The sequence below is a fragment of the Niabella agricola genome (assembly GCF_021538615.1).
In the GTDB taxonomy this organism is placed as follows: Bacteria; Bacteroidota; Bacteroidia; order Chitinophagales; family Chitinophagaceae; genus Niabella; species Niabella agricola.
Genome location: NZ_JAJHIZ010000003.1, coordinates 362,323 through 382,940, shown reverse-complemented (window position 1 = coordinate 382,940; position 20,618 = coordinate 362,323). Strand labels below are relative to the sequence as shown.

General features: G+C 45.9%; 17 protein-coding genes. 14 read left to right on the top strand and 3 right to left on the bottom strand.

The genetic code is table 11. The features are described from left to right. Nucleotides 1-5: 5 nt before the first annotated feature. The 14 genes from LL912_RS07095 (at nt 6) to LL912_RS07030 (ending at nt 17,998) form a co-directional block, all read left to right on the top strand. Nucleotides 6-1,574: a RagB/SusD family nutrient uptake outer membrane protein gene (locus LL912_RS07095; RefSeq protein WP_235552883.1), complete on the top strand. Its 1,569-nt coding sequence runs from the start codon at nt 6-8 to the stop codon at nt 1,572-1,574. A 10-nt stretch (nt 1,575-1,584) separates the two neighbouring features. Beyond that, nucleotides 1,585-2,343: a fasciclin domain-containing protein gene (locus tag LL912_RS07090; RefSeq protein WP_235552882.1), complete on the top strand. Its 759-nt coding sequence runs from the start codon at nt 1,585-1,587 to the stop codon at nt 2,341-2,343. A gap of 11 nt (nt 2,344-2,354) precedes the next feature. Beyond that, nucleotides 2,355-4,109, top strand: coding sequence for a DUF5008 domain-containing protein (locus LL912_RS07085; RefSeq protein WP_235552881.1), 1,755 nt, complete (start codon nt 2,355-2,357; stop codon nt 4,107-4,109). An 11-nt stretch (nt 4,110-4,120) separates the two neighbouring features. Beyond that, nucleotides 4,121-6,133 (top strand): M60 family metallopeptidase, encoded by a 2,013-nt coding sequence (locus tag LL912_RS07080; RefSeq protein WP_235552880.1) that lies wholly within the window; start codon nt 4,121-4,123, stop codon nt 6,131-6,133. A gap of 23 nt (nt 6,134-6,156) precedes the next feature. Next, on the top strand, nt 6,157-7,152 hold the full coding sequence (locus LL912_RS07075) for an alkaline phosphatase family protein (RefSeq protein WP_235552879.1): 996 nt from the start codon (nt 6,157-6,159) through the stop codon (nt 7,150-7,152). A 23-nt stretch (nt 7,153-7,175) separates the two neighbouring features. Continuing rightward, nucleotides 7,176-8,450, top strand: a complete 1,275-nt coding sequence (locus tag LL912_RS07070) for a DUF1735 domain-containing protein (RefSeq protein WP_235552878.1) — start codon at nt 7,176-7,178, stop codon at nt 8,448-8,450. A 97-nt stretch (nt 8,451-8,547) separates the two neighbouring features. After that, a complete protein-coding gene (locus LL912_RS07065; RefSeq protein ID WP_235552877.1) occupies nt 8,548-10,317 on the top strand; it encodes a phosphodiester glycosidase family protein in 1,770 nt (589 codons plus the stop codon). A 774-nt stretch (nt 10,318-11,091) separates the two neighbouring features. Next, nucleotides 11,092-11,337, top strand: coding sequence for a hypothetical protein (locus tag LL912_RS07060; protein ID WP_235552876.1), 246 nt, complete (start codon nt 11,092-11,094; stop codon nt 11,335-11,337). 35 nt (nt 11,338-11,372) lie between these two features. Beyond that, a protein-coding gene (locus tag LL912_RS07055) for an IS3 family transposase (protein ID WP_406603604.1) occupies nt 11,373-12,481 on the top strand; the annotation gives its coding sequence in 2 pieces (ribosomal slippage) (nt 11,373-11,625 and nt 11,625-12,481; 1,110 coding nt in all). Between the two features lie 28 nt (nt 12,482-12,509). Next, nucleotides 12,510-13,646: an HlyD family secretion protein gene (locus LL912_RS07050; protein ID WP_235552874.1), complete on the top strand. Its 1,137-nt coding sequence runs from the start codon at nt 12,510-12,512 to the stop codon at nt 13,644-13,646. A 189-nt stretch (nt 13,647-13,835) separates the two neighbouring features. Next, nucleotides 13,836-14,873 (top strand): FAD:protein FMN transferase, encoded by a 1,038-nt coding sequence (locus LL912_RS07045; protein WP_235552873.1) that lies wholly within the window; start codon nt 13,836-13,838, stop codon nt 14,871-14,873. 69 nt (nt 14,874-14,942) lie between these two features. Then, nucleotides 14,943-16,844, top strand: coding sequence for a beta-N-acetylhexosaminidase (locus LL912_RS07040; RefSeq protein WP_235552872.1), 1,902 nt, complete (start codon nt 14,943-14,945; stop codon nt 16,842-16,844). A 61-nt stretch (nt 16,845-16,905) separates the two neighbouring features. Then, on the top strand, nt 16,906-17,595 hold the full coding sequence (locus LL912_RS07035) for a peptidylprolyl isomerase (protein ID WP_235556515.1): 690 nt from the start codon (nt 16,906-16,908) through the stop codon (nt 17,593-17,595). A 184-nt stretch (nt 17,596-17,779) separates the two neighbouring features. Continuing rightward, nucleotides 17,780-17,998 (top strand): hypothetical protein, encoded by a 219-nt coding sequence (locus LL912_RS07030; protein ID WP_235552871.1) that lies wholly within the window; start codon nt 17,780-17,782, stop codon nt 17,996-17,998. Here the strand turns inward: LL912_RS07030 and LL912_RS07025 are convergent. The 3 genes from LL912_RS07025 to LL912_RS07015 form a co-directional block, all read right to left on the bottom strand. Then, entirely contained in the window at nt 17,982-18,380 is a 399-nt protein-coding gene (locus tag LL912_RS07025; RefSeq protein WP_235552870.1) for a cupin domain-containing protein, read from the bottom strand. The two genes, LL912_RS07030 and LL912_RS07025, sit on opposite strands and share 17 nt — an antisense overlap. Nucleotides 18,381-18,396: 16 nt before the next feature. After that, nucleotides 18,397-18,768, bottom strand: coding sequence for a co-chaperone GroES (locus LL912_RS07020; RefSeq protein WP_235552869.1), 372 nt, complete (start codon nt 18,766-18,768; stop codon nt 18,397-18,399). A 138-nt stretch (nt 18,769-18,906) separates the two neighbouring features. Continuing rightward, entirely contained in the window at nt 18,907-20,616 is a 1,710-nt protein-coding gene (locus LL912_RS07015) for a M56 family metallopeptidase (protein WP_235552868.1), read from the bottom strand. Nucleotides 20,617-20,618 lie beyond the last annotated feature (2 nt).

The window sequence follows — 20,618 nt, the reverse complement described above, 5'->3', positions numbered from 1 at the left end:
AACTTATGCAACATAGAAAATATGTACTGATGCTGCTGCTGATAGCAGGAATGATGACCGGCACAGGTTGTAAGAAGTTTCTCAATGTAGATCCGGTAGACTCCATGTCTGGAAATAATTTCTGGAAAAGCAAGGATGATGTAGAAAAATTTATGACCGGGGCCTATATCCTGCTGCGCAATTACACATGTATGGACGGATATTCGCTGCTGGCGATGGCCGATTACCGGTGTACAGCCTGGGTGCCATCCACACAGGGAACCGGAAGGCTTTACATCAGCGATCTGAATAATAACCGGATCAAAAATGTATTGAGTTCCACTGCAAGCACCTCGGGTGGATACGGTGATTTCGATCAAAGCAAAAACACATTCGGGTTTAAAAATATGTCCAACTGGGGATATATGTACCGGATCGTTACATCGGCCAACACGGTTATCGCCAATATCGACAGCAAGGATATTCTGGATATAACGGAAGAAGAACGTAAAAAATACAAAGCAGAAGCAATCTTTCTCCGCTGTCTTACTTATTTCCTGATGGTACGTCATTGGGGAGATGTCCCTTATGTTACAGATCCTTCCGATGATACACCACATGAACGGATGAACCAGATAGAGGTGTTTAAGAATTGTCTGGCTGCATTGAAAGCCACGAAAAATGATCTGCCCTGGACCTATCCCGATCCTACCTTACGGGGCGTTCGCGCCATGCGCGGCGGGGCCCTGGCGCTGATGATGGAAATGAATATGTGGATGGCTTGTTTTGACGCAGATAATGAAAAAACTTATTATCAGGAAACCGTCAACCTGGGCACGGAACTGATCGATCAGAACGGCGGCGCATATGAGCTCTTACCCCTGGAAAACTTTAAAGAGATCTTTAAGGGCTCATCAAAAGAAAGCCTGTTTGAGATTGGCCAGGATTACAATTTTGGCGAAACCTTTGGGTTGCTGGCCACCATTGCCGATATCGTATTAAGAACGCCCTACAAGAAAAATGTAAACGTAACCTACCTGTATTATGCTACTCCGTACCTGATGCAACTCTACGAGCCGGAGATGAACGGCCAAACAGATAAACGGATCGACAATTGGTTTGAGCAGCCCAATATGTACAACAATACCGGCCAGTTTGTATTTAAAAAGTTCCTGAATACGTTTGCCACCCAGCAGGAAACTGAAAACCCGAACGATGCCAAGATCCTGTTCCGGTATGTGGATGCCTATCTGTTGCGGGCGGAAGCACTGGAGAAACTGGGACGCTATGCAGAAGCCATTGCAGATGTAAATGTAATCCGGAACCGGGCAGGGGCCGAATTGTACACAGGCCTCGAAACAAACCAGTTCGGGCAGCAGCTTTCCGACGCCATCTGGTGGGAGCGCGAACGTGAGCTGATGGGCGAAAGCTCCACCTTCTATGACCTGGTGCGGACCAAGCGGATATTGAGCGGGCAATACACGCCGTTTCCGATTACTTTCGATGAATTCCTGAACGGCGCCTGGACCTATCCGATCCATCAGGATGTGATGCTGGCCAATCCAAAAGTTAAACCCAATCCATTCTGGATGTAAAACAAAACAAATGAAAAGCAAATTGAAATATACATTATTGGGAAGTATACTGGCCGTAATGCTGCTGGCAACGGCCTGTCAAAAAGAGTACTATTTTGATTCCGGGCTGAGCCGGCCGGAATTTAACGGATCGATGATGGAATATCTGGAGTCAAAACCCATTCTTTTTGATACCCTGGTGCAGGTGATCAAACTGGCAGGTCTGGAATCCAATTTCCGCGACAGTAGTTTTACATTTTTTGCCCCGGCAGACTCCACCATTAACAGTACTGTACAGTACTTTAATTTTGAATTGAAACGCCTGGGAGAGGATACCATTGCGGCGCTTTCCGATCTGAAACCCGAATTCTGGAAAGCCACCCTCCACAATTATATCTTCCGGAGTGTAAAGGGGCTGGAAGACTATCCGCAGCTGGATCTGTTGAATAAACAGGCTTTCCCGGGGGAATTTTCCCGTTCTGTGGGTGGCCGTGTCATGAATATCGGGGGGATATTTACCAGTGCGCGCGGCGTTAAATACCAGGGGTACCGGTATCTGAATATTTCCTATGTGCCCAACGAGGCAGCACCTTACAATTCCTGGATATCGGCCCGGGTAGCCACCTGTAATATTAAACCCAAAAACGGAATCGTGCATGTACTGGCTTATGCACCGGATGCCAACGACAGGATCGACGGCATTGGATACTCGCCGCATTATTTTGGATTCAATCCTGTTGATGCCTGGGTGCTGGCAAGATATTATGGAATTAAAAAACAAACGAACTGAAACTGAGAATCATGAATCAATTGAGTAATAGCATGCGTTTGTCAACGGCCCTGGTACTGCTGTTGCTGGCGGGAGCATACTGTTCTAAAAAGAACAGGGAAAGCTTTTCAGGCGCATATAAACCTGCGGTAAAATCCTATGTAAAGTTTTCCGGCGCTGCCCCCATGCCCGGCTCTGGATTTTCCGGAACACTGGTGAAATTTAAGGTGGCCGGATTAGACTCATTGGTCCACCTGGCTCCGGGGGATGTACAGTTCTTATTAAACGGGATTGAAGCTAAAATTGAGCAGATATCGCCATCCGATAGCACGATTACGATCGTGGTTCCGGATAATGCTTCCTCGGGTGCTGCTACCATTGTGGTAAAAGACCGGATGTATTTTGGTCCGCAGTTTAAGGTAAAAGGCGATGTATGGCTGGATTCTACCTTCAACCGGCTGGCCAATGATCAGCAGGGAAATATCGTGCTGGGCGCCGGTACTAATAATACCATTACAAGGATTTACCAGGAGGATATTGGCACGGTTCAGAGTATTTATATTATGGGCAACTTTACCCAGTATAATAACCTCCCATCCTATGATGCACCTTCCGCCACCGGGGTCATTCCATCCCGTAGAAGTTATGTCCTGAAGCTAAACCCCGCCGATGGGGCCATTAAGACCGATTTTGCCAAAGGAGCCGGACCCAGCGGTATTGTGATGGGACTCTTGCCGCTCACTCAATATCCCGGTTATCTTATTTATGGAGACTTTGCATTGTATAATAACCGCGACGGGGTAAACAATATGACCCGCATCTATACCAATGGTATGATGGATTCGGTAGTACAGAACGTGTATAACCCCAACCCGCTGGAGCCGCAATATAATGTAGACACACTTCCTGCTTTTATCGGCGGTTTTAATGACGGGGTATTGAAAGCATTCCTGGATAAGAACCGCCGCATTATCAGTGTTGGCAACTTTTTGAACCACCGGAAAAATCTCTATAATCTCTCTACCTATACGAATGTGGTGCGCCAGATTACGTATATGCCGAATGTGGGGGCGATGGATCAGAACGGAAACCTGGATACCACGTACAACTATGATCGTACCCGGGGACAGGTGTTGAAAGGTGCTAATGAGAAAATTACAGACGCCGTACAGATCCGGGATGGCAATTCGCCCTATGGTAAAATTATTGTAGTAGGTGGTTTTACAGCTTTCAATAATATTCCTGTACAACGGATCATGATGCTGGATGATAACGGCCAGCCGGATCCTTCCTTCAAGGCCCGGGCCAATGGCGCCATCAACAGGATTACATACAACCCGGTTACCCGGAAGTTGCTGGTGATGGGAATCTTTACCGAATTTAACGGAGTGGCTACGCCTACCGGTATCGCAATGATCAATGAGGACGGTACAACTGATTTTTCTTTTACCATAGGAGAATTGGCGCGTACCAATAGCTTTGGTGGGAACTGGATCTCGTATGCGGGACAACTGAATGATGGTAAGATCGTGATCGGTGGCAGTTTTGATAAGTACAAGTCACCCGGAACGGAAAATTTCGTAACCCGTCAGAACTTTATGATCCTGAACGCTGATGGCACCCTGGCAGCAGGCCTGAATAATACCGGGGCAATGAGCGGAACCATCTTCGATATCCTGGAAACAAAATCCGGCGCAAAACGAGCGCTGCTCCTTGTTGGAAATTTCAACCTGTTTGATAACGAAACCGTAGGTAATATCATCAGAATTGGTTTAGAACCAAAATAAATGGCACAGTTATGAAGAAGCAATTTAAATATGTATCGCTGCTGATGGGTTTGATCCTTATCGGGTTTACAGCCTGTAACAAGTACGGGTACAATTTTGCCGATGGCTACGAGGAAGGATTAGACAAAGCCAATATGCCCGGGGGGCAATCTGACTCTTTGGGCAAGGATCTTTCAAAGCTGAATGCGGCCCGTAATTTTCCGGGACTGGTTGGGGATCAAGAACCCCGTTTGAATAATGTAGACGTGACCGTTGACTTTTCGGCGCGCTATGTACCCGGTTCAGACATCCGGATCAATGCCTCCCCGCAGCCCTGGTACAGCACCGGCCTGTATGCACCAACGGGTGAGCCCATTACCATTGAGGCGCCCCAGGGTATAAGTGGTATTGTGGCGGTGATCGGCGGATGGACCGATAATCTGAACGGCGTACCCGCCACCAAAAGAGACCCGTTGATTTATAACCAGCTGGCATTACAGCCGGGAAAAAATGTGATCCGGAATTTGTATGGAGGGACCCTGTATCTTAGAACCAACGGTACCGTAAAAGAGTTGGGTGCAGTTTCTGTAAAAGTTTCCGGCGCTGTGCGGTCTCCGGATTTTATTCTCGGAACTTCTACGGATGAAGATTGGAACGCGCAGGTACGGAAATCGGCGGTGCCCTGGTTTCAGTTGAGAGGAAGGCGCATTATTTTTGAACTGCCAAAGATCTTTTTGGACAAATATCCCATTGCCAATCCTACCGCGTTAATGCAGGAATGGGATCGCATCATTGCGGAAGATATTTATCAATGGAAAGGACTGGAAGACATTTCGGCGGACTCGCTGAACAAGGCGCCTAACCATGCCATACGCGTGATCATGGATGCCCAGCCGCGGTTAACATATGCACATAATTCTTTTCCGGTAGTAATGCAGATGGATGAAAACCTGTTTACCAGTGAAATTGCAAATTATCAGGCACTAACTACCAAGGGGGCCTGGAGAACACTGTATGAAATAGGCCGGAATAACAGCACGGGTTTCTGGCAGTTTAATGGCCTTAGTGCTACGGCGGGCAATTTATTTTCTGCTAAGATGGCTAACAGGCTGGGCATTAATTATGCCAACCTGGTTCCGGCCATGAAACTTGCCGTAGACACCGGGCTCTGGTATACCCGGCAGCCGAAGAACTATGCCAGTCAGTTCAACCGCGATCTGAGTAACCGGACTAACGGCGACCTGATTAAGTTGCTTCCCTTTGTACAGCTCTTTGAGTATTATGGCTATGGGTTAATGCGCGCTATTGAATACGACGCGCGCCATTATACAGAGGGCGCACTGAATGACCGGCAAAAAATGGATTACTTTTTTACAAAGGCCTGCGACTATACAAAGACAGATCTTTCCGCCTTTTTCAGGGCCTGGTCAATTCAGGTATCTGCGTCGGTAGCTGATTCAATGGAAAAGAAGTATCCGTTTATGACCAAGACGGTCTTCTTGTACAACCCCATTACCAAAACCGGTGTTAAAGATTCGCTGATGCCCAAGCCAAGAGAGCTGGAACGAACAGCCTGGACGGTGTCCGGTTTCTGTTGCCAGGAAGCTACAACAGCGAAGTTGTATGCTGTGAATTTACTCGATGGAGATATCAATACCCGTTGGCAAACAAGAGAGAATCACACACCGCATACGGTGACCTTCGATATGGGAACGATTGCGGATGTAGGCGGATTTTATTATGTAAACGGCGCCTCTACGTTCCGCCCGCGTAATATAAAAGTATGGGTGAGTTGGGATAATATTAACTGGACGCAGGCTTATACTGGTGCCGGATGGGATATCGGTGCGGGAACGGTAAACACAGCGAACTTTGACGGTAACAAACGGTATGTGGGCGTACGTTACATTCGCTTTGAAGCAGCATTTGCATACCCCGCGAGCCCGGTGGTTAATACGGTTTCAACAGCAGAGTTCGGAGCGCTGCGGGGCATTTCAACCGGCGACAAGCCACAGGATCCGGTGTACCCGCCAACCGCGGAATAACAATAACTGACGAATCAACTTTTATGATGAGAAAGAAATTATACAGCATCGCAACAGGCGTCTTTGTAGGAAGTGTGTTGCTGGCAGGATGTAAAAAGTTTGCAGATCCCGGAGTACAGATCGAGGAGTACAAAGCTGATACAACCGTACGGTCGGTTTCAAACCAGCGGAAGATGCTGCTGATTAATATCGATGGGCTGGCGGCGGATGTGTTGCAGGCGCTAAAACCTGCAACCCTTCAATCGCTCCTGCAAAATGGAAAATATTCTTTTAGCACGGCAACCAACCTGCCGGTGAATAATACGGCGGCCCTCGGCTCCATGTTTACCGGCAATTTTGAAACCCGCTTGTGGGACAGTACATTTTATGCGGTACCGGTAGACAGCACCAACACCATTCCGGTGCCCTTAAATATGACAGCATTCCGTTATATCCACGACGTGTTCCCTTCAAAAAAGCTGGCGGCTGTTGCGGATTGGCCGAACCTGGTGAAAACCTTACTGGGTGATGCCGACAAAAAAGTAGTCACTACAAGCGATGCGGAAACAAAGACCAGTGTTGAAAACATACTCAGGTCGGAGAACATGGATGTGGTATTTGCCCGGTTTTCTTCCGTACAAAAAGCAGGAAGTCAATACGGCTATAAAACCGGTGCCGAATATGAAGCAGCCATCAGAACCGTAGATACCTATATCGGCGATATCATGAGTGCGTTGAAAAGCCGGCCGACATACAACGCTGAAAAATGGCTGACGGTAGTGACCACAACCCAGGTGAGCGACACATTGCTGACTACAAAAAACTGGCAGGATTCACCGCTTAAAATTCCCAGTTTTATCATCGCACATCACAAAGGGTTCTCGGGCCAGGATATCACAAAACTAAATCCCGCAATTGTAGCAAAAAATGAAGACCTGGCGGCAATAATGCTTTATTGGTTGCAGGTTTCCAAGCCCAATACGATGGTCAGCGGAAGCTCCTGGCTGGATCGTTTTGAGCTGGAGTTTTTAACAAAGTAATACGAAGACAAATGGAATGCATTATGGATAAATTAAAAAGGGTCAGGAACTATATGGCGATCCTGCTGTTACTGGGGATGGCTTCCTGTGCAAAAGAAAACCTTCCGGCTGCAGAAGCGGAACTTCAATCTTATGGGAAATTATATTTTGTACAGGCCAGCCTCACCGGAAATATTAATTTCAGGCTTTATGTAGATACGGATAAAAGAGATACCGCCTTCAACCTGATGAATGTAACGCTTGGAGGTATGGAACCGGCCGATCATGATGTGCCGGTACAGTTCCAGGTGCTGGACCAGTCTTATGTAGACGCCTATAATAACCAGAAATCGATGTCGGCAAAATTGCTGCCACAGGCTAATTATGTGCTGGATAAAGATGTGGTAATAAAACGGGGAACCAGTACAACGGGCACGCTGCCGATCAAAATAAAACTGGATGGGTTATCAAACGGAGATGTATATATATTGCCGGTAAAATTTGTAAGTAGTGATCCGGCTTATGAAGTGGATGCGCAAAAGCAGGTAGCGTATTACGTATTTACCTGTAAGCTGCTCCCGGTGGGTAAGTATATGGGCAATATTCCGCAGGTCACAGACCCGCGGGCACGGCTCTTTGATTTCTATGATGACCTGATGTTGCGGGATACAGCCGGAAATTTATGGGTATATCCGCTGAAAGGTCGGGAAACGATCGGTGAGCCTGTAAAAGTGGCAACAGGGTTTGGAAATGTGATTTCCTTATTTTTTAATGCGGGTTATAACCGGCTCATAGGCATTGTAACTGATGGGCTGTATGCAAATTGTATTGTGAGCTGGACCATTACCAACATGCCTGATGTAAAGATCGGCGACCCGTTCCTGGCATATAAGTCAACCGATTATATCGACCGGTTTGGAAATAGTTTCTTTCCGGCTGAAAATGGGGTGTGGTATGGTACTCATTATACCCCGGTGCCGCTGGCCACGCTCTTTTACGGCTTTATCGGCTTAAACGCCAGTGGTACAGCGGCTGCAAGAAACAATATTGGTTCCGGCTTTCACAGAGACGTTTACAAAGGAATGTGCACGATTAACAACGGGGTAGTGGCAAATCATCCTACAGGATTGCTGCTTTACCTGATGAACCCGGGCGGCGCCACGTTCACATCCAATCGCTGGCAGATCGGCAACGGGTTCTGGAATTACTATCATTTCATTTCATATAAATTACGCGATCTGATAGCCATACGTAAGAACGGCGATCTGATACGCTACAAGAATTTTGATATTTACGGGTTTTACACAGCTAACGAGTAGCGATAGGTAGGTGATAAGATCATTTTGAAAGGAGCAACCAACACCAACAGGCATAAAGGAACGAAAAACGATTTTGAAGATATTAAACAAGATATAGATGAAAAGCTTTAAGAACTGGAAATTACTGCTGCTGGCAGGAGTCTTGATTTCCTGTAATAAAGATTATAAAGATACCAGCACAGCACTCGTTGGCGATAAGGGAGCACCGTCCATTACCGGTTTGAGCCGGGTTACGGGCGATATCGGCGACACGCTGAAGATCATGGGTACTTTTCCAAAGGGAGGCGATGTTTTTTTTGGCAACCAACAGCTAAGCGTGGTCTCAGCAAATGAAACCGAAATCGTGGTGGTAGTGCCTTATGGTACCGGAAGTGCCTTTGTCTCCGTGAACGCCGGAGCTCTGAGGTCAAACAAGGTGACTTTTACCTATAACCTCCCTCCTGCAAAAGAGGGGGTCAGGATCGGAGATAATTACTATGAGGTTGATACAGCTTCGCTAATAGAGATCGGCCCTGGAACAAAATATATGCTCCTGAATCTGAGAGATAAGTATACCGACAATCATTTAAAAGTACATCTGACATTTATGGATGCAGGCAACCCTTATCTGTCGTTCAAGCCTGTGCTTGGTAAGGATACAGTTCCAAGTATGGAAACTGTTCCCAATATGGCGGTAAGAAAATCTAAAGCGGGAAGCAGGTATTTCGTTGGAATCAATGGGGATTTATTTAATAACACCTTTACAGCTCCTCCTGGCATCAATCACCAGGGTAGAGTTAACGGCTCCTGTATTATTGATGGCCTTATAACAAATATAAACTATAATTTCCCCGCCTATGCCCCGGTGTATTTTAAAGGAAATTCCATTTACTTTGATGAATTTGAGTTCAATTCTTATGTGCGGTTACCTAATGGTCAAAAAATTGACATTAAGAACATAAATAATAATAGAGCTCAGGATGATTTAATTCTTTACAATGCAGTTAAAGGAAAGCATACCATTACCAACCCTTTTGGTACGGAAATGAGTGTGACTCCGGTAACTTCGTGGGGTGATTACACAAATGCTCAGGTGCGTGTGAATGCAAAAACTATAAGAGCAGACAACAAAGGTAGTATGCCAATTCCTGCAGGTGGAGCGGTTATTTCCGCACATGACTTTTCTGCGGATATTTTAAATGCTGCCAATGTGGGCGATATCTTAACCGTGGTGAATTATGCAAAACGAACTGAAGACGGAACTATAGCGCAACAGATGATTTCTGGAGATCTGCGGATTCTGAAAAACGGAAATCAGCAAAGCCCGGGTATAGCCAGGGCCGCAAGAACCGCTATTGGCGCATCAGCTGATAAATCGACGGTTGTATTTTGTGTTATAGACCTGATTCCAGGTGTTTCTGTAGGAGCCTCCACTACAGACCTTGCGGATATTTTAAAATTGTATGGCGCTTCAGATGCAGTCAACCTTAATGGCGGAGCCTTCAGCACAATGTATGTAAAAGGCGCTGGTTATAATAATGCCGGGCTTGTAAACCTTCCGGGTAATACAACCACGGCACCCAATGTGGGCAACGGTATGTTTGTTATATCCACCGCACCGGATGATGCTACCGTCGTAAAACTGGTGGCGGATCTGTATTCAGTTCGGGTAAAGACAAATGGAATAATTGCTCCAAGATTTTATGGATTAAACCGATACGGCCATATTGTTGCTTCTTATGCCAGTGGAGTTACGTTAAGCGGTGGTGAAGATTTGGGAGTGATTTCGGGAACTACGTTTACCGCCGGCACGATAACCGGCCGTGCAAAAATATTTGGTACTTATAATGGTATGACGGCGGGATTTACCGTGAATGTTGTACCATAATTAATGTTTACAATATCATTTAGTTGAGGAATTCAGGGAAGGCATTGCTAAAGTAAATAAATTCTTTTGATGGGTGTCGGGTGAAATGTAGATGAGAATTTTACAATTTACCGGTAAAGTATTGCCAGGCTTTAACTTTGGTACATGACTTTCGGAGGCTTATTTTATTTCTTAATGTTTCTCCGATTCCGTTCTTAAGTCCTTATTTGCAACACCTTCAACAAAAAGGATTTATCGCTTCATTCAGACTCCCAACGCTTTTTAATGATCGTTGGTCTAAGACAAACATAGCACTGAGCTATAGTCATCTGTTGCTAAAAAAAGCTCCGCGCAGTTCATTACAGAGCTCAATACCGTTATCGAAGCATTCAGTTAAATTGAATACCTTACACAGAATTTGAGTGGTTGGATCTCTTTGTATGATCCGATTCGCTGGCTTAATTAAGTATGGGTACAACAATAATCCTAAACTAATTAAATTTAATCCCTCTCTATTAAAGGTTTTGCTAGAGGAGGTTTTGTATGGAGTTTTTTTGATATAATAGAAACAAGAATCTTGCCGCTTACTTCGAATCATCTAAGACCGCTTTTTTGCCCATATAAAATTCGAGCAGCTTCATTTTGAAAATATACTCGTATAAAGAAGATATGTTTTCAATTTTTGCCTTGAAGTAGTTGTTTTGATTAGAATTGCTGAAGCGAAAAGGCTACTATACACAATTGGTAATGGCTCAATTTGCATCTTCTACGCTTTAATCATAAGTAATGGTAAATATGGATACGGACAAATCTCTGGATAAATTGAAGCAGGAACTTTCGGAAAGGGGAGAGGAGGCAAATGATATCATAGAAAAGATGCCAATGAAATTTGGCATTGCAATTTCCTTTATTATTTTGATTCTGGCCGTTTTGATGATTATTTTTGGATGGATTATCCGGTACCCGGATACTGTGTCCGGAAGTATTAATATAACCGCCGAACGTGCCCCTGTAAGTATCCCTAAAAACCAGACAGTTTAAAATTAGAAAGATTTACTAAATTTAAACTGTAAAAAATGAAAAAGACAAGATTCACAGAGACACAGATTGTTTCAGTCTTAAAGCGCCAGGAAGGCGGTATACCGACCAAAGAACTCTGTCGTGAACTGGGTATATCCGAAGCCACTTTCTACAATTGGAAGAGTAAGTATGGCGGCATGGAAGCCTCAGATGTGAAGCGCATGAAAGAGTTGGAAGAAGAGAATGCCCGGTTAAAACGCATGTATGCGAACCTGGCAATGGATAACGAGATATTAAGGGATTTGTTCTCAAAAAAAGGCTGGGCCCTGCCACCAAAAGGCAATTAAGCAAGGAGCTTGTAAAGGAGCGAAAGATACCGGTGAGCCGGGCCTGTAAGATAATCTCATTACCACGATCCCAATATTATTATGCGTCAGTCAAGGACGATTCAGCAGTAATAGAAGCCTTGCAGGAGTTGGCATTTGCCCATCCATCGTATGGCTTCAGGAAGCTCTTTGCATATTTACGGCGCTCAGGAAAAAACTGGAACCATAAAAAGGTTTATCGTGTGTATAAGCAGTTAAAACTTAACAAAAAGCGCAAGGGTAAAAGAAGACTCCCGGCACGTATAAAACATCCCCTGCAACAACCCGAAACGGTAAATAAAGTATGGAGTATGGATTTTATGAGCGATAGCATGACAGGTAACCGGAAGTTCAGAACCTTCAATGTAATCGATGATTGCAGTCGGGAGGCATTGGCTATTGAAGTGGATACCTCAATATCTTCAAGGCGGGTGATCAGGACACTCAACAGGGTTATCGAAAGCAATGGTAAGCCCATGGCCGTAAGAGTGGATAATGGTCCGGAGTTTACCTCAAAGGATTTTGAACTGTGGGCGAAGGGACAAGGGATTAGTATCCTGTATATCCAACCCGGAAGACCTATGCAAAACGGCTACATTGAACGATTTAACCGACTTTACAGGGAAGCTGTATTGGATGCATATTTGTTTTTTGATCTCTACCAGGTAAGGGTACTAACACAGGAATGGATGGAAGAATACAATCACAAAAGACCACACGAGTCACTGGACAACCTGACACCGCTTGAATACAAAAAGTTGGCTGGTGAAAAGAAAAATACTCAACTTATAGCTGTCTGAAAAAGGGGGTACTTACACCCCCGTAAAGTTGACAGCGAATGCAACCGGAAAAATACATTACAGCAACGATATCCGGAATAATACCGCAGTTAAAGAGGGACAGTACCTTGCGGTTATGCAGAATGCTGCAGATTCCGGAGAGCTTTCGAAAATTATTTCCATACTGAGAAGCAACAGGAACAAGCTTTATAATTATGGGTATCTTTTGAGGATACTTCCGAAAAATGTTTCACTAGGAGAGTTAAATCCCTATTATTATGGCTTACTAAAAGCAATTAATGATTGTCACGATTTTTATTCCTTGAATGCCATTGGTCAGGAGATACACGGTTTAAAAAACCAGACGGAGCAGAGCCGGAAAATTTTGTCTTATCAGCAAGATGAGCTCGCTCAGAAAAATGAAAACCTTTCCATTTCGTATCGGTTATTAACAAGGGACTCTGTTCTGCACCAGCAGGAAGTGCTTTCAGACGTAGATTATGACAAATCATCTCTTTCACATAAATCTTCAGTTGCAGCGCATTATCAGTTGCATAAAGAAATGGAAGCTAACAGGGAGAATATTATTGGAAATGCCGATAAAATAACACAATTGCAGATAACAAAAAGCGCTAAGGAAAACGAGCTTCAGTTATCATTGGTATCATCTTATGATGCAATGCTGAGTAACTTTTTGCTATGGGAAGAAAAATATGTAATTAAAGCTCCCATTTCGGGGAAAATTGAGTTGTTAGGATTTATTAAAAATAATGACTATGTTTTAACGGGGCAGGAAATTATGGCGGTAGTTCCTGAAAAAACAGGCTTGAGGGGTGAAATGTATTTACCAACAATTGGAGCTGGAAAGGTAAAAGTGGGCAGCGAGGTAATAGTAAAACTGGATAATTATCCTTATGAAGAGTTCGGCTCAATAAATGGAACGGTTTTGTCGGTTTCCCAAATACCCAAACAAAAATCCGGCCAGGACCAGGCTTTAAAAACGCAGACAACGACTCCGAATGACTACTTGGTGCTGGTTGGCTTTCCCGATAGCCTGAAAACAAATTATGGGACAAAATTAAAATTCCAATATGATTTAAAGGGGGCTGGAGAGATCGTTGCTAACAAAAGGCGGTTGATTGAACGTCTTTTCGACAATCTCCGGTATCGCACGGAGAAAAAATAGGCTTGTGTGAGGACCTTAGTTTCGATGGAAACGAATATGAGGCGGCTGCTGTCTGAGTATTCGCCTTAGCCGCTCATAAATCGGATTTGCTTCGGCAATGACGAAGTGTTATCAGGCTCAATCCCCTTTGGAATATTTACAAAGTTAGCCATTCCTCCATTTCCCCGTTCTGCCTTATCTTTGGCCGTTATGCGGAGAATTTTACAAGCAGGCGGTTGCTTATTGGGCGGTATTTTGCTGGTTTTTGTAGTTGCGGGATTTAAAAAAGCATCGCCGCTCAAAGCTTTTCATATTAACGGTTTTGCCCAGGGCACTACGTACCATATTACGTATTACGCACCGGACAGCAGCCTGACCCGAGAGCAGACAGACAGCATTTTTACGGCTATTGACAGTTCTCTATCTGTTTACAAGCCCTATTCGCTGATTACAAGATTCAATAAAGAAAAACGGGGGCTGGTGCCGGATAAGCACCTGAAAAAAGTGGTAACAAAGGCACACGAGGTTTCCAGGGCTTCAAAAGGTATTTTTGATATTACCGTGATGCCGCTGGTGAAGCTCTGGGGCTTTGGGCCCGATGGAAGATCCAAAACGGTGCCCACCCCGCAGCAGGTGAAAGCTGTGCTGTCCTATGTAGGCTATCAGAAATTGTATTTTAAGGGGGATAGCCTGCTGAAAAAAGACCCGCGGATCACAATTGATGTAAATGGAATTGCCCAGGGATATACCGTAGATGTGATTGCCGGTTTCCTGGAAGACAGGGGCGTTCAGCATTACCTGGTTGAAGTAGGAGGAGAAATACGGATAAAAGGCCGAAAGCAGCCCTCGGGGGAGCGTATGAAAATAGGTGTGGAAAGTCCTTCTGATCAGGAAGATGGAAACCAGCCGGTATTAATCAAAACGATTTTTTTGGATAATGGTGCGGTGACCACTTCCGGTAAATACCGCAATTTTTACCAGAACGGCAATAAAAAGATATCCCACCTCATCGACCCCCGTACCGGCTACACGCTTCAAAATGAAATGATCAGCGTAACGATCCTGGCTAAGGATGGGATAACGGCAGATGCCTATGATAACGTATTTATGGGACTACACCTCAATGAAGCTTTTGCCTTTTTAAAAGAACATCCCGGAATGGAAGGCTATTTCATCTACACAAAAGCAAACGGAACCGTGGCCGATACGGCTTCAGCAGGCTTTGAAGCGCTGAAAAACCGTAACTAAATGTGAAGGGATTCCGGGGTGAATTGGCTATATTAGCAGTTGAAGCCAAATCTTATAATAATTGATATAATGAACAGAATTTTCCTGACGGTTTTTGCTGTAGCTTTTTCGTTATTAGGCGCCGCTCAGCAACCATCGCCGTCAATAGCATTGATACCCGAGCCAGTTTCGGTAACCGCACAGCCGGGCATTTTTATATTGCCGCAGAATGTAACCATCGGTGTTCCGGAGAACGCAGACCTGGGGCATACGTATGCACTTTTAAAAGACCGGATCGCCAACACGGGCGCTACAGTACAGGAACAGAAGGGCAATGGAAAGGCTTCCATCAACCTTATACTGAACAAGCGCACGGACAGCCGGCTGGGCGACGAAGGCTATACGCTTTCTGTAACACCGGACCAGGTAACGGTAAAAGCCAATAAGCCGGCCGGGTTGTTTTACGGGGTACAAACATTTTTACAGCTGCTGCCTCCCCAGATCGAAAGCGTGGAACGGGTTGATGGGATGCGGTTGCAGGCGCCAGCCGTTGAAATTGTAGATTACCCGAAATTAGGATGGCGGGGATTGATGCTGGACGTGTCCCGGCACTTTTTTACTGTAGACGAAGTGAAAAAGTACATCGATAACATGTCGCGGTTTAAATATAATATGTTTCATTTTCATCTTACCGACGATGAGGGCTGGAGATTGCAGATTAAAAGCCTGCCCAAACTTACAGAAGTGGGTGCATGGCGGGTGAATAAAGTGGGACTGTTCAATACATTTACACCGCCCCAGCCGGACGAGCCAAAATCTTATGGAGGCTATTATACACATGAAGATATCAAAGAACTGGTGGCCTATGCAAAGGCCCGGTTTATCAATATCATTCCCGAAATTGACGTTCCGGGGCATAGCCTTGCGGCTATTGCAGCTTATCCGGAGCTTTCCTGTACCGAAGGTGCCGATAAATACCAGGTGCGTTCCGGTGAGCCGATCATGGACTGGTCGCACGGTGCTCCTCCAATAGCGCTGATCGATAATACGCTTTGTCCGGCCAACGAAAAGGTATACGGCTTTATGGATAAAGTAATGACGGAAGTGGCTCAGTTATTCCCGTTCCCGTATATCCACGTAGGTGGTGATGAAGCACCGCATAATTTCTGGGAAAAAAGCCCGCAGGTGCAGGCACTGATGAAAAAGGAAAAGTTAAAAACCATACCACAGGTACAGGCTTATTTTGAAAAGCGTCTTGAAAAGATTGTAAATGCCAAAGGTAAAAAGCTGATGGGCTGGGACGAGATCCTGGAGGGGGGCATTTCACCCACAGCAGCATTGATGAGCTGGCGGGGAGAGCAACACGGCATTGAAGCATCAAAGTCGAAACACTATGTGGTCATGAGTCCCACACAATTCGCCTATATTGATTACATGCAGGGTGATGTTAGTACGGAAGTACCCATTTATGCATCCCTTCGGTTATCACAGACCTATAAATTCAATCCCGTGCCGGCGGGGGCCAACGCAAAATACATCCTGGGAGGCCAGGCCAATTTGTGGACAGAAAATGTATACACCATACGTCAGGCCGAATACATGACCTGGCCACGGGGATTGGCAATCGCTGAGTCTGTATGGTCTCCACTGGAAAAAAAAGACTGGAAAAAATTTGCGGCAAAAACAGAGGCATTCTTCAGTCGCTTTGATGCGGCCGAGATCAAATATTCACCGGCAATTTATGATCCCATTGTTGCGGTTTCCAAAAAAGAGGGCGCTTATTTTGTAACGCTGACACCTGAGATCGAGGGGCTTGACATTTATACCAGCTTTGACAATTCAGCTCCGGATCGTTTTTATCCGAAATATAAAGAACCCTTACAGATACCTAAGGATGCCGACGAGCTGCGCATTATTACTTACAAAGGGAAAAAAGAGATCGGCCGTCAGATGACGATAAAAGTGGCGGATCTTAAAAAGCGTGCGAAATAATGATCTGTTGAACATGGCTGCTCTTATAAGGTGTTCCATAACAGGAAAAGTTTTTTTGAAAGTGAAAAGCCGCCTGCTGATCTGTTATGCGGGCTGGTTATTAAGTAGCTGTGCTACCGGTCGGCCGGTTCCGGCAGATTACAAAAAAGATGTATTGCTGCGTACCAATTATGGGGATATGGTATTGCGGCTGAGCGATGAAACGCCTTTACACCGGGATAATTTTATTAAACTGGTAAAGCGCCGGTATTATAAAGATGTGCTTTTTCACCGGGTGATTCAGTATTTTATGATCCAGTCGGGAGATCCGGATAGTCGTAAGGCACCGGGAGGAAAACCGCTGGGAGAAGGCGGTCCGGGATATACCGTGCCGGCCGAGTTCCGGGCAGGTCTGTTTCACCGGAAAGGTGCCCTGGCTGCAGCGCGGGAGGGCGATGATGTAAATCCCCTGAAAGCCAGTAGTGGCAGCCAGTTTTATATTGTACAGGGGAAGGTATGGACCAATGGAGGATTGGATACGCTTGAAGTAAAACGGCTGAACGGGCGCAAAATCCCCGCGGCGTACCGGCAAGTGTATACAACGGTGGGTGGTACCCCGCACCTCGATCAAAATTATACGGTATTTGGCCAGTTGATAAAAGGGTATGAAGTATTGGACCAGATAGCAGCAGTACCAACCAGTAAAGCCAAAGACCGGGATCGCCCGATCCGGAATGTACGGATCCTGAAAACAAAAATGGTGAAACGGTAACACCGCACTGGTCAATCACGCCCTTTTCATTCCCGATATTGTTTTCATCCATAAGATCACCGTCCATGTGTTACCCCAGCCCGTATGCAGGCATCGGTTGTCTCCCCGGTGGCCATTTTAAAAGACGGCTGACTGTTTCGGTTGTTTTGCAACCGTTTCCATGATGCAGTAAAAATGATCCGGTATGATCGTCAGCAGGACACAGGATATTTGCTGCTGGGAAAATTATGCCTTCCTCTGCAGTGCCGTTTTTTATTTCCTTAAGATCATGGTAGCATCTGCATGCTTTCCAAACAGGTGGGTCCGTCATAAGATCGCAATTGCGATCCATCGGGCCACGAACGGAGAGGCCGGCTCAGAGTGGGAGCAGGTTGTGCCGGTAGGCATTATTGTTCACTGGTGATGCCGTCAAACGCTTCCTCGTTTTCTTCGGCCTCCTTTTTGGTATTGCGCACAATACCGTCCTTATGGTGGGGCGGAGCGTAAATCGTGTACATTTTTAAAGGCTTGTTGCCTGTATTGATCACATTGTGCCGGGCGCCTAAAGGAACGATGATCGCAAAACCGTCGCTAACGGCGTATTCCTGATCATCGATCACACAGGTACCCGTACCACTCTCAAACCGGAAGAACTGATCATTTTCCGGGTGCACCTCGGCACCGATCTCTTCCCCCGGCTGCAGGGTCATCAGAACCAATTGCAGTTGCTTTGCAGTATACAACACTTTCCTAAAGGCATCATTAGCCAGCGTGTCGTTTTCAATATGGGCGTGAAAGCCTTTCATAGCACTTGTTTTAGGGTTATAATTCTTCTTCCCGCTCCAGCATCAGGATCGCGCTTTGCGGAACGATAAAATATTTTTCACCTTCATACATAACTTCAGTGGCACCACTGAGCAGGAAAATGGCAAGATCGCCTTCCCTGGCCTGTAACGGAACATATTTCACCTGGTCTTCATCCGATTTCCAGGGCTCGTCTTCAACCGGTACGGGGATGGCATATCCGGGCCCGGTTTTAATGACATATCCCTGTTGCACCTTCTCCTTTTCCTGAACACCCGGTGGCAGGTACAACCCACTTTCTGTACGTTCATTACCTTTAACGGGCTGAATCAGCAGCCGGTCGCCAATGACAATTAATTTTCTGAAACGGTTATCTGCGGTTACTCTCATATTCGTTCAAATTGAAGGTAAAGATAACTAATAAAAAGAAGCTGCAAAAGGATACAATCGGAGCGCACAACAAACGGTTTATGCCGAAAGCGGAGCCGGCCAAACTTTTAAAAGGGCAGCATTTGTTGAGGAGCCGGGTTACAGGTCAACCACCTTTATCCGGTTTTGAATGCTGTCTTTTTTGCGTAAAGCCAGGTGAAGAGAGTCTGCACGTTTCCGCAGTTCAAGGGTATAGCCGTAACTACTGTCGGCGGCCCTGTGCTGCTGTTCGGCTGTAGCTTGCTTTAAGGCCGCGCGGTATTGTTCGGAGCGGGCATAGAGCAGCGCGTCCAGGCTGGCTTTCAACTGGTCATCGGCCTGTTCCCAATTGATATCTTTATAAAAAGAACGCAGGATATTGGCATTCTGTTCCCAGTTCATCTGGTCCATGACCCGTGTTAACTGATTTTTTAAGGCCTTTTTCTGCTGTTCAGTAACGGTTTCTGCGAGGCTGTTTTCAACATGCTTCCAACTAAGTTCAGTGATCAGTTTCTTAAAGGATTCAATGGATTGCTGCACCTTGTCTTCGGCTGCACTGTCAAGATCGGGTACAACGATCACAGGATGATCTGCAAAAAGAACCAGGGGCTGAGCGGGATCAGCCGGGGGCGCTGGTGCCGGGGGAGCTGGTGCCTGCATTTTTCCGCTTGGGTCTTCACATATTTTCAGGTAAATGGCATCGTTTGCCGGTTTCCGGTCAGGTTTCTCAAGTACAGGTATCGGGCGCACCTCGTAATTCTTTTCATCCGCAGCGGTGGTGGAAGCGGCGGCAAAAACAGGTGCTACATCAGTGGCGTCGGCCGTTGCTATAGGCATAGACCGGGACTGGCGTACAGCGGTTGACGATACAGGTGGCTGTGTGTTCCGGACGAGAAAAAGTCCGCCGGATAATAACAGCACACAGGCCAGTATGCCCATTTTTTTAAATGGAAGCACCGGCCTGGCAATACCACCGTCCATAATAGCGGCTACACGGTTACTTAACTGGCTTTCTTTTCCCGTCACATGCAGGGCGAAATCACCGGCAGGTGCCGGGTTCCGGGCGAGTTGCAAAAGGGTGGAAGCGTACATATAACGTCCGTATTCAAAACGCAACACCCATTGATCGGCCGATTTTTCGCGATCCAGTTCCTGGGCTTTGACCAGCATTCGTGCAAACGGGTTGAAATATAACAGGGTAAGAACGATCTGCGTAACGAGGTTAATCAGGTAATCATTGCGCCGGATATGTGCCAGTTCGTGCAGGATGATGGCCTCGAGCTGCTGTGGCGTCAGCTGGTTGATGAGGGCCAGGGGAAGCAGGATCACCGGTTTTAAAAAACCAATGGTCAGCGGCGATGAAATAATGGACGAGGTATATAACCTTACCTTTCTTTTAATATTGAGATAGCCGGCAGCATCCAGCATAAAGATCTTCAGGGCACCAGGTACGCGGCCGATGCCGTTTTTCCGAAGACGGCGCAGCCGCGTCGAATTTTTAAGAATATTCCGGAGTGGAAATATCAGCAGCAGCAGATAAAGAATGGCGCAATAGTTCAATAAAGAATGGCTCCATTCTGGGCTGATCCCCCATTTTAAAATGGGTTGTTCAGCAGGAGCGGTTTTGAGGGAAACAAAAAAGGTAATCAGAAAAAGGGCAAAGCCGGCCATCAAACCGGCAAACCGCAACAGGCTATTGGCCGCATCAGAAGCGGCAGGCCGCAAATAGGTATAAACCGCTATCATCAGCCAAATGATACCCATTTGCCAAAGACTGCAAAACAATGCATTTCCCAGAGCAGTAAATAAATGGTACAGTTCCTCTTGCATGT

Bases quoted from the DNA above. Each gene is read 5' to 3' on its own strand.
- LL912_RS07095 (WP_235552883.1), top strand. From the start codon at position 6: ATGCAACATAGAAAATATGTACTGATGCTGCTGCTGATAGCAGGAATG.
- LL912_RS07090 (WP_235552882.1), top strand. From the start codon at position 1,585: ATGAAAAGCAAATTGAAATATACATTATTGGGAAGTATACTGGCCGTA.
- LL912_RS07085 (WP_235552881.1), top strand. From the start codon at position 2,355: ATGAATCAATTGAGTAATAGCATGCGTTTGTCAACGGCCCTGGTACTG.
- LL912_RS07080 (WP_235552880.1), top strand. From the start codon at position 4,121: ATGAAGAAGCAATTTAAATATGTATCGCTGCTGATGGGTTTGATCCTT.
- LL912_RS07075 (WP_235552879.1), top strand. From the start codon at position 6,157: ATGATGAGAAAGAAATTATACAGCATCGCAACAGGCGTCTTTGTAGGA.
- LL912_RS07070 (WP_235552878.1), top strand. From the start codon at position 7,176: ATGGATAAATTAAAAAGGGTCAGGAACTATATGGCGATCCTGCTGTTA.
- LL912_RS07065 (WP_235552877.1), top strand. From the start codon at position 8,548: ATGAAAAGCTTTAAGAACTGGAAATTACTGCTGCTGGCAGGAGTCTTG.
- LL912_RS07060 (WP_235552876.1), top strand. From the start codon at position 11,092: ATGGATACGGACAAATCTCTGGATAAATTGAAGCAGGAACTTTCGGAA.
- LL912_RS07045 (WP_235552873.1), top strand. From the start codon at position 13,836: ATGCGGAGAATTTTACAAGCAGGCGGTTGCTTATTGGGCGGTATTTTG.
- LL912_RS07040 (WP_235552872.1), top strand. From the start codon at position 14,943: ATGAACAGAATTTTCCTGACGGTTTTTGCTGTAGCTTTTTCGTTATTA.
- LL912_RS07030 (WP_235552871.1), top strand. From the start codon at position 17,780: ATGATCGTCAGCAGGACACAGGATATTTGCTGCTGGGAAAATTATGCC.
- LL912_RS07025 (WP_235552870.1), bottom strand. From the start codon at position 18,380: ATGAAAGGCTTTCACGCCCATATTGAAAACGACACGCTGGCTAATGAT.
- LL912_RS07020 (WP_235552869.1), bottom strand. From the start codon at position 18,768: ATGAGAGTAACCGCAGATAACCGTTTCAGAAAATTAATTGTCATTGGC.
- LL912_RS07015 (WP_235552868.1), bottom strand. From the start codon at position 20,616: ATGCAAGAGGAACTGTACCATTTATTTACTGCTCTGGGAAATGCATTG.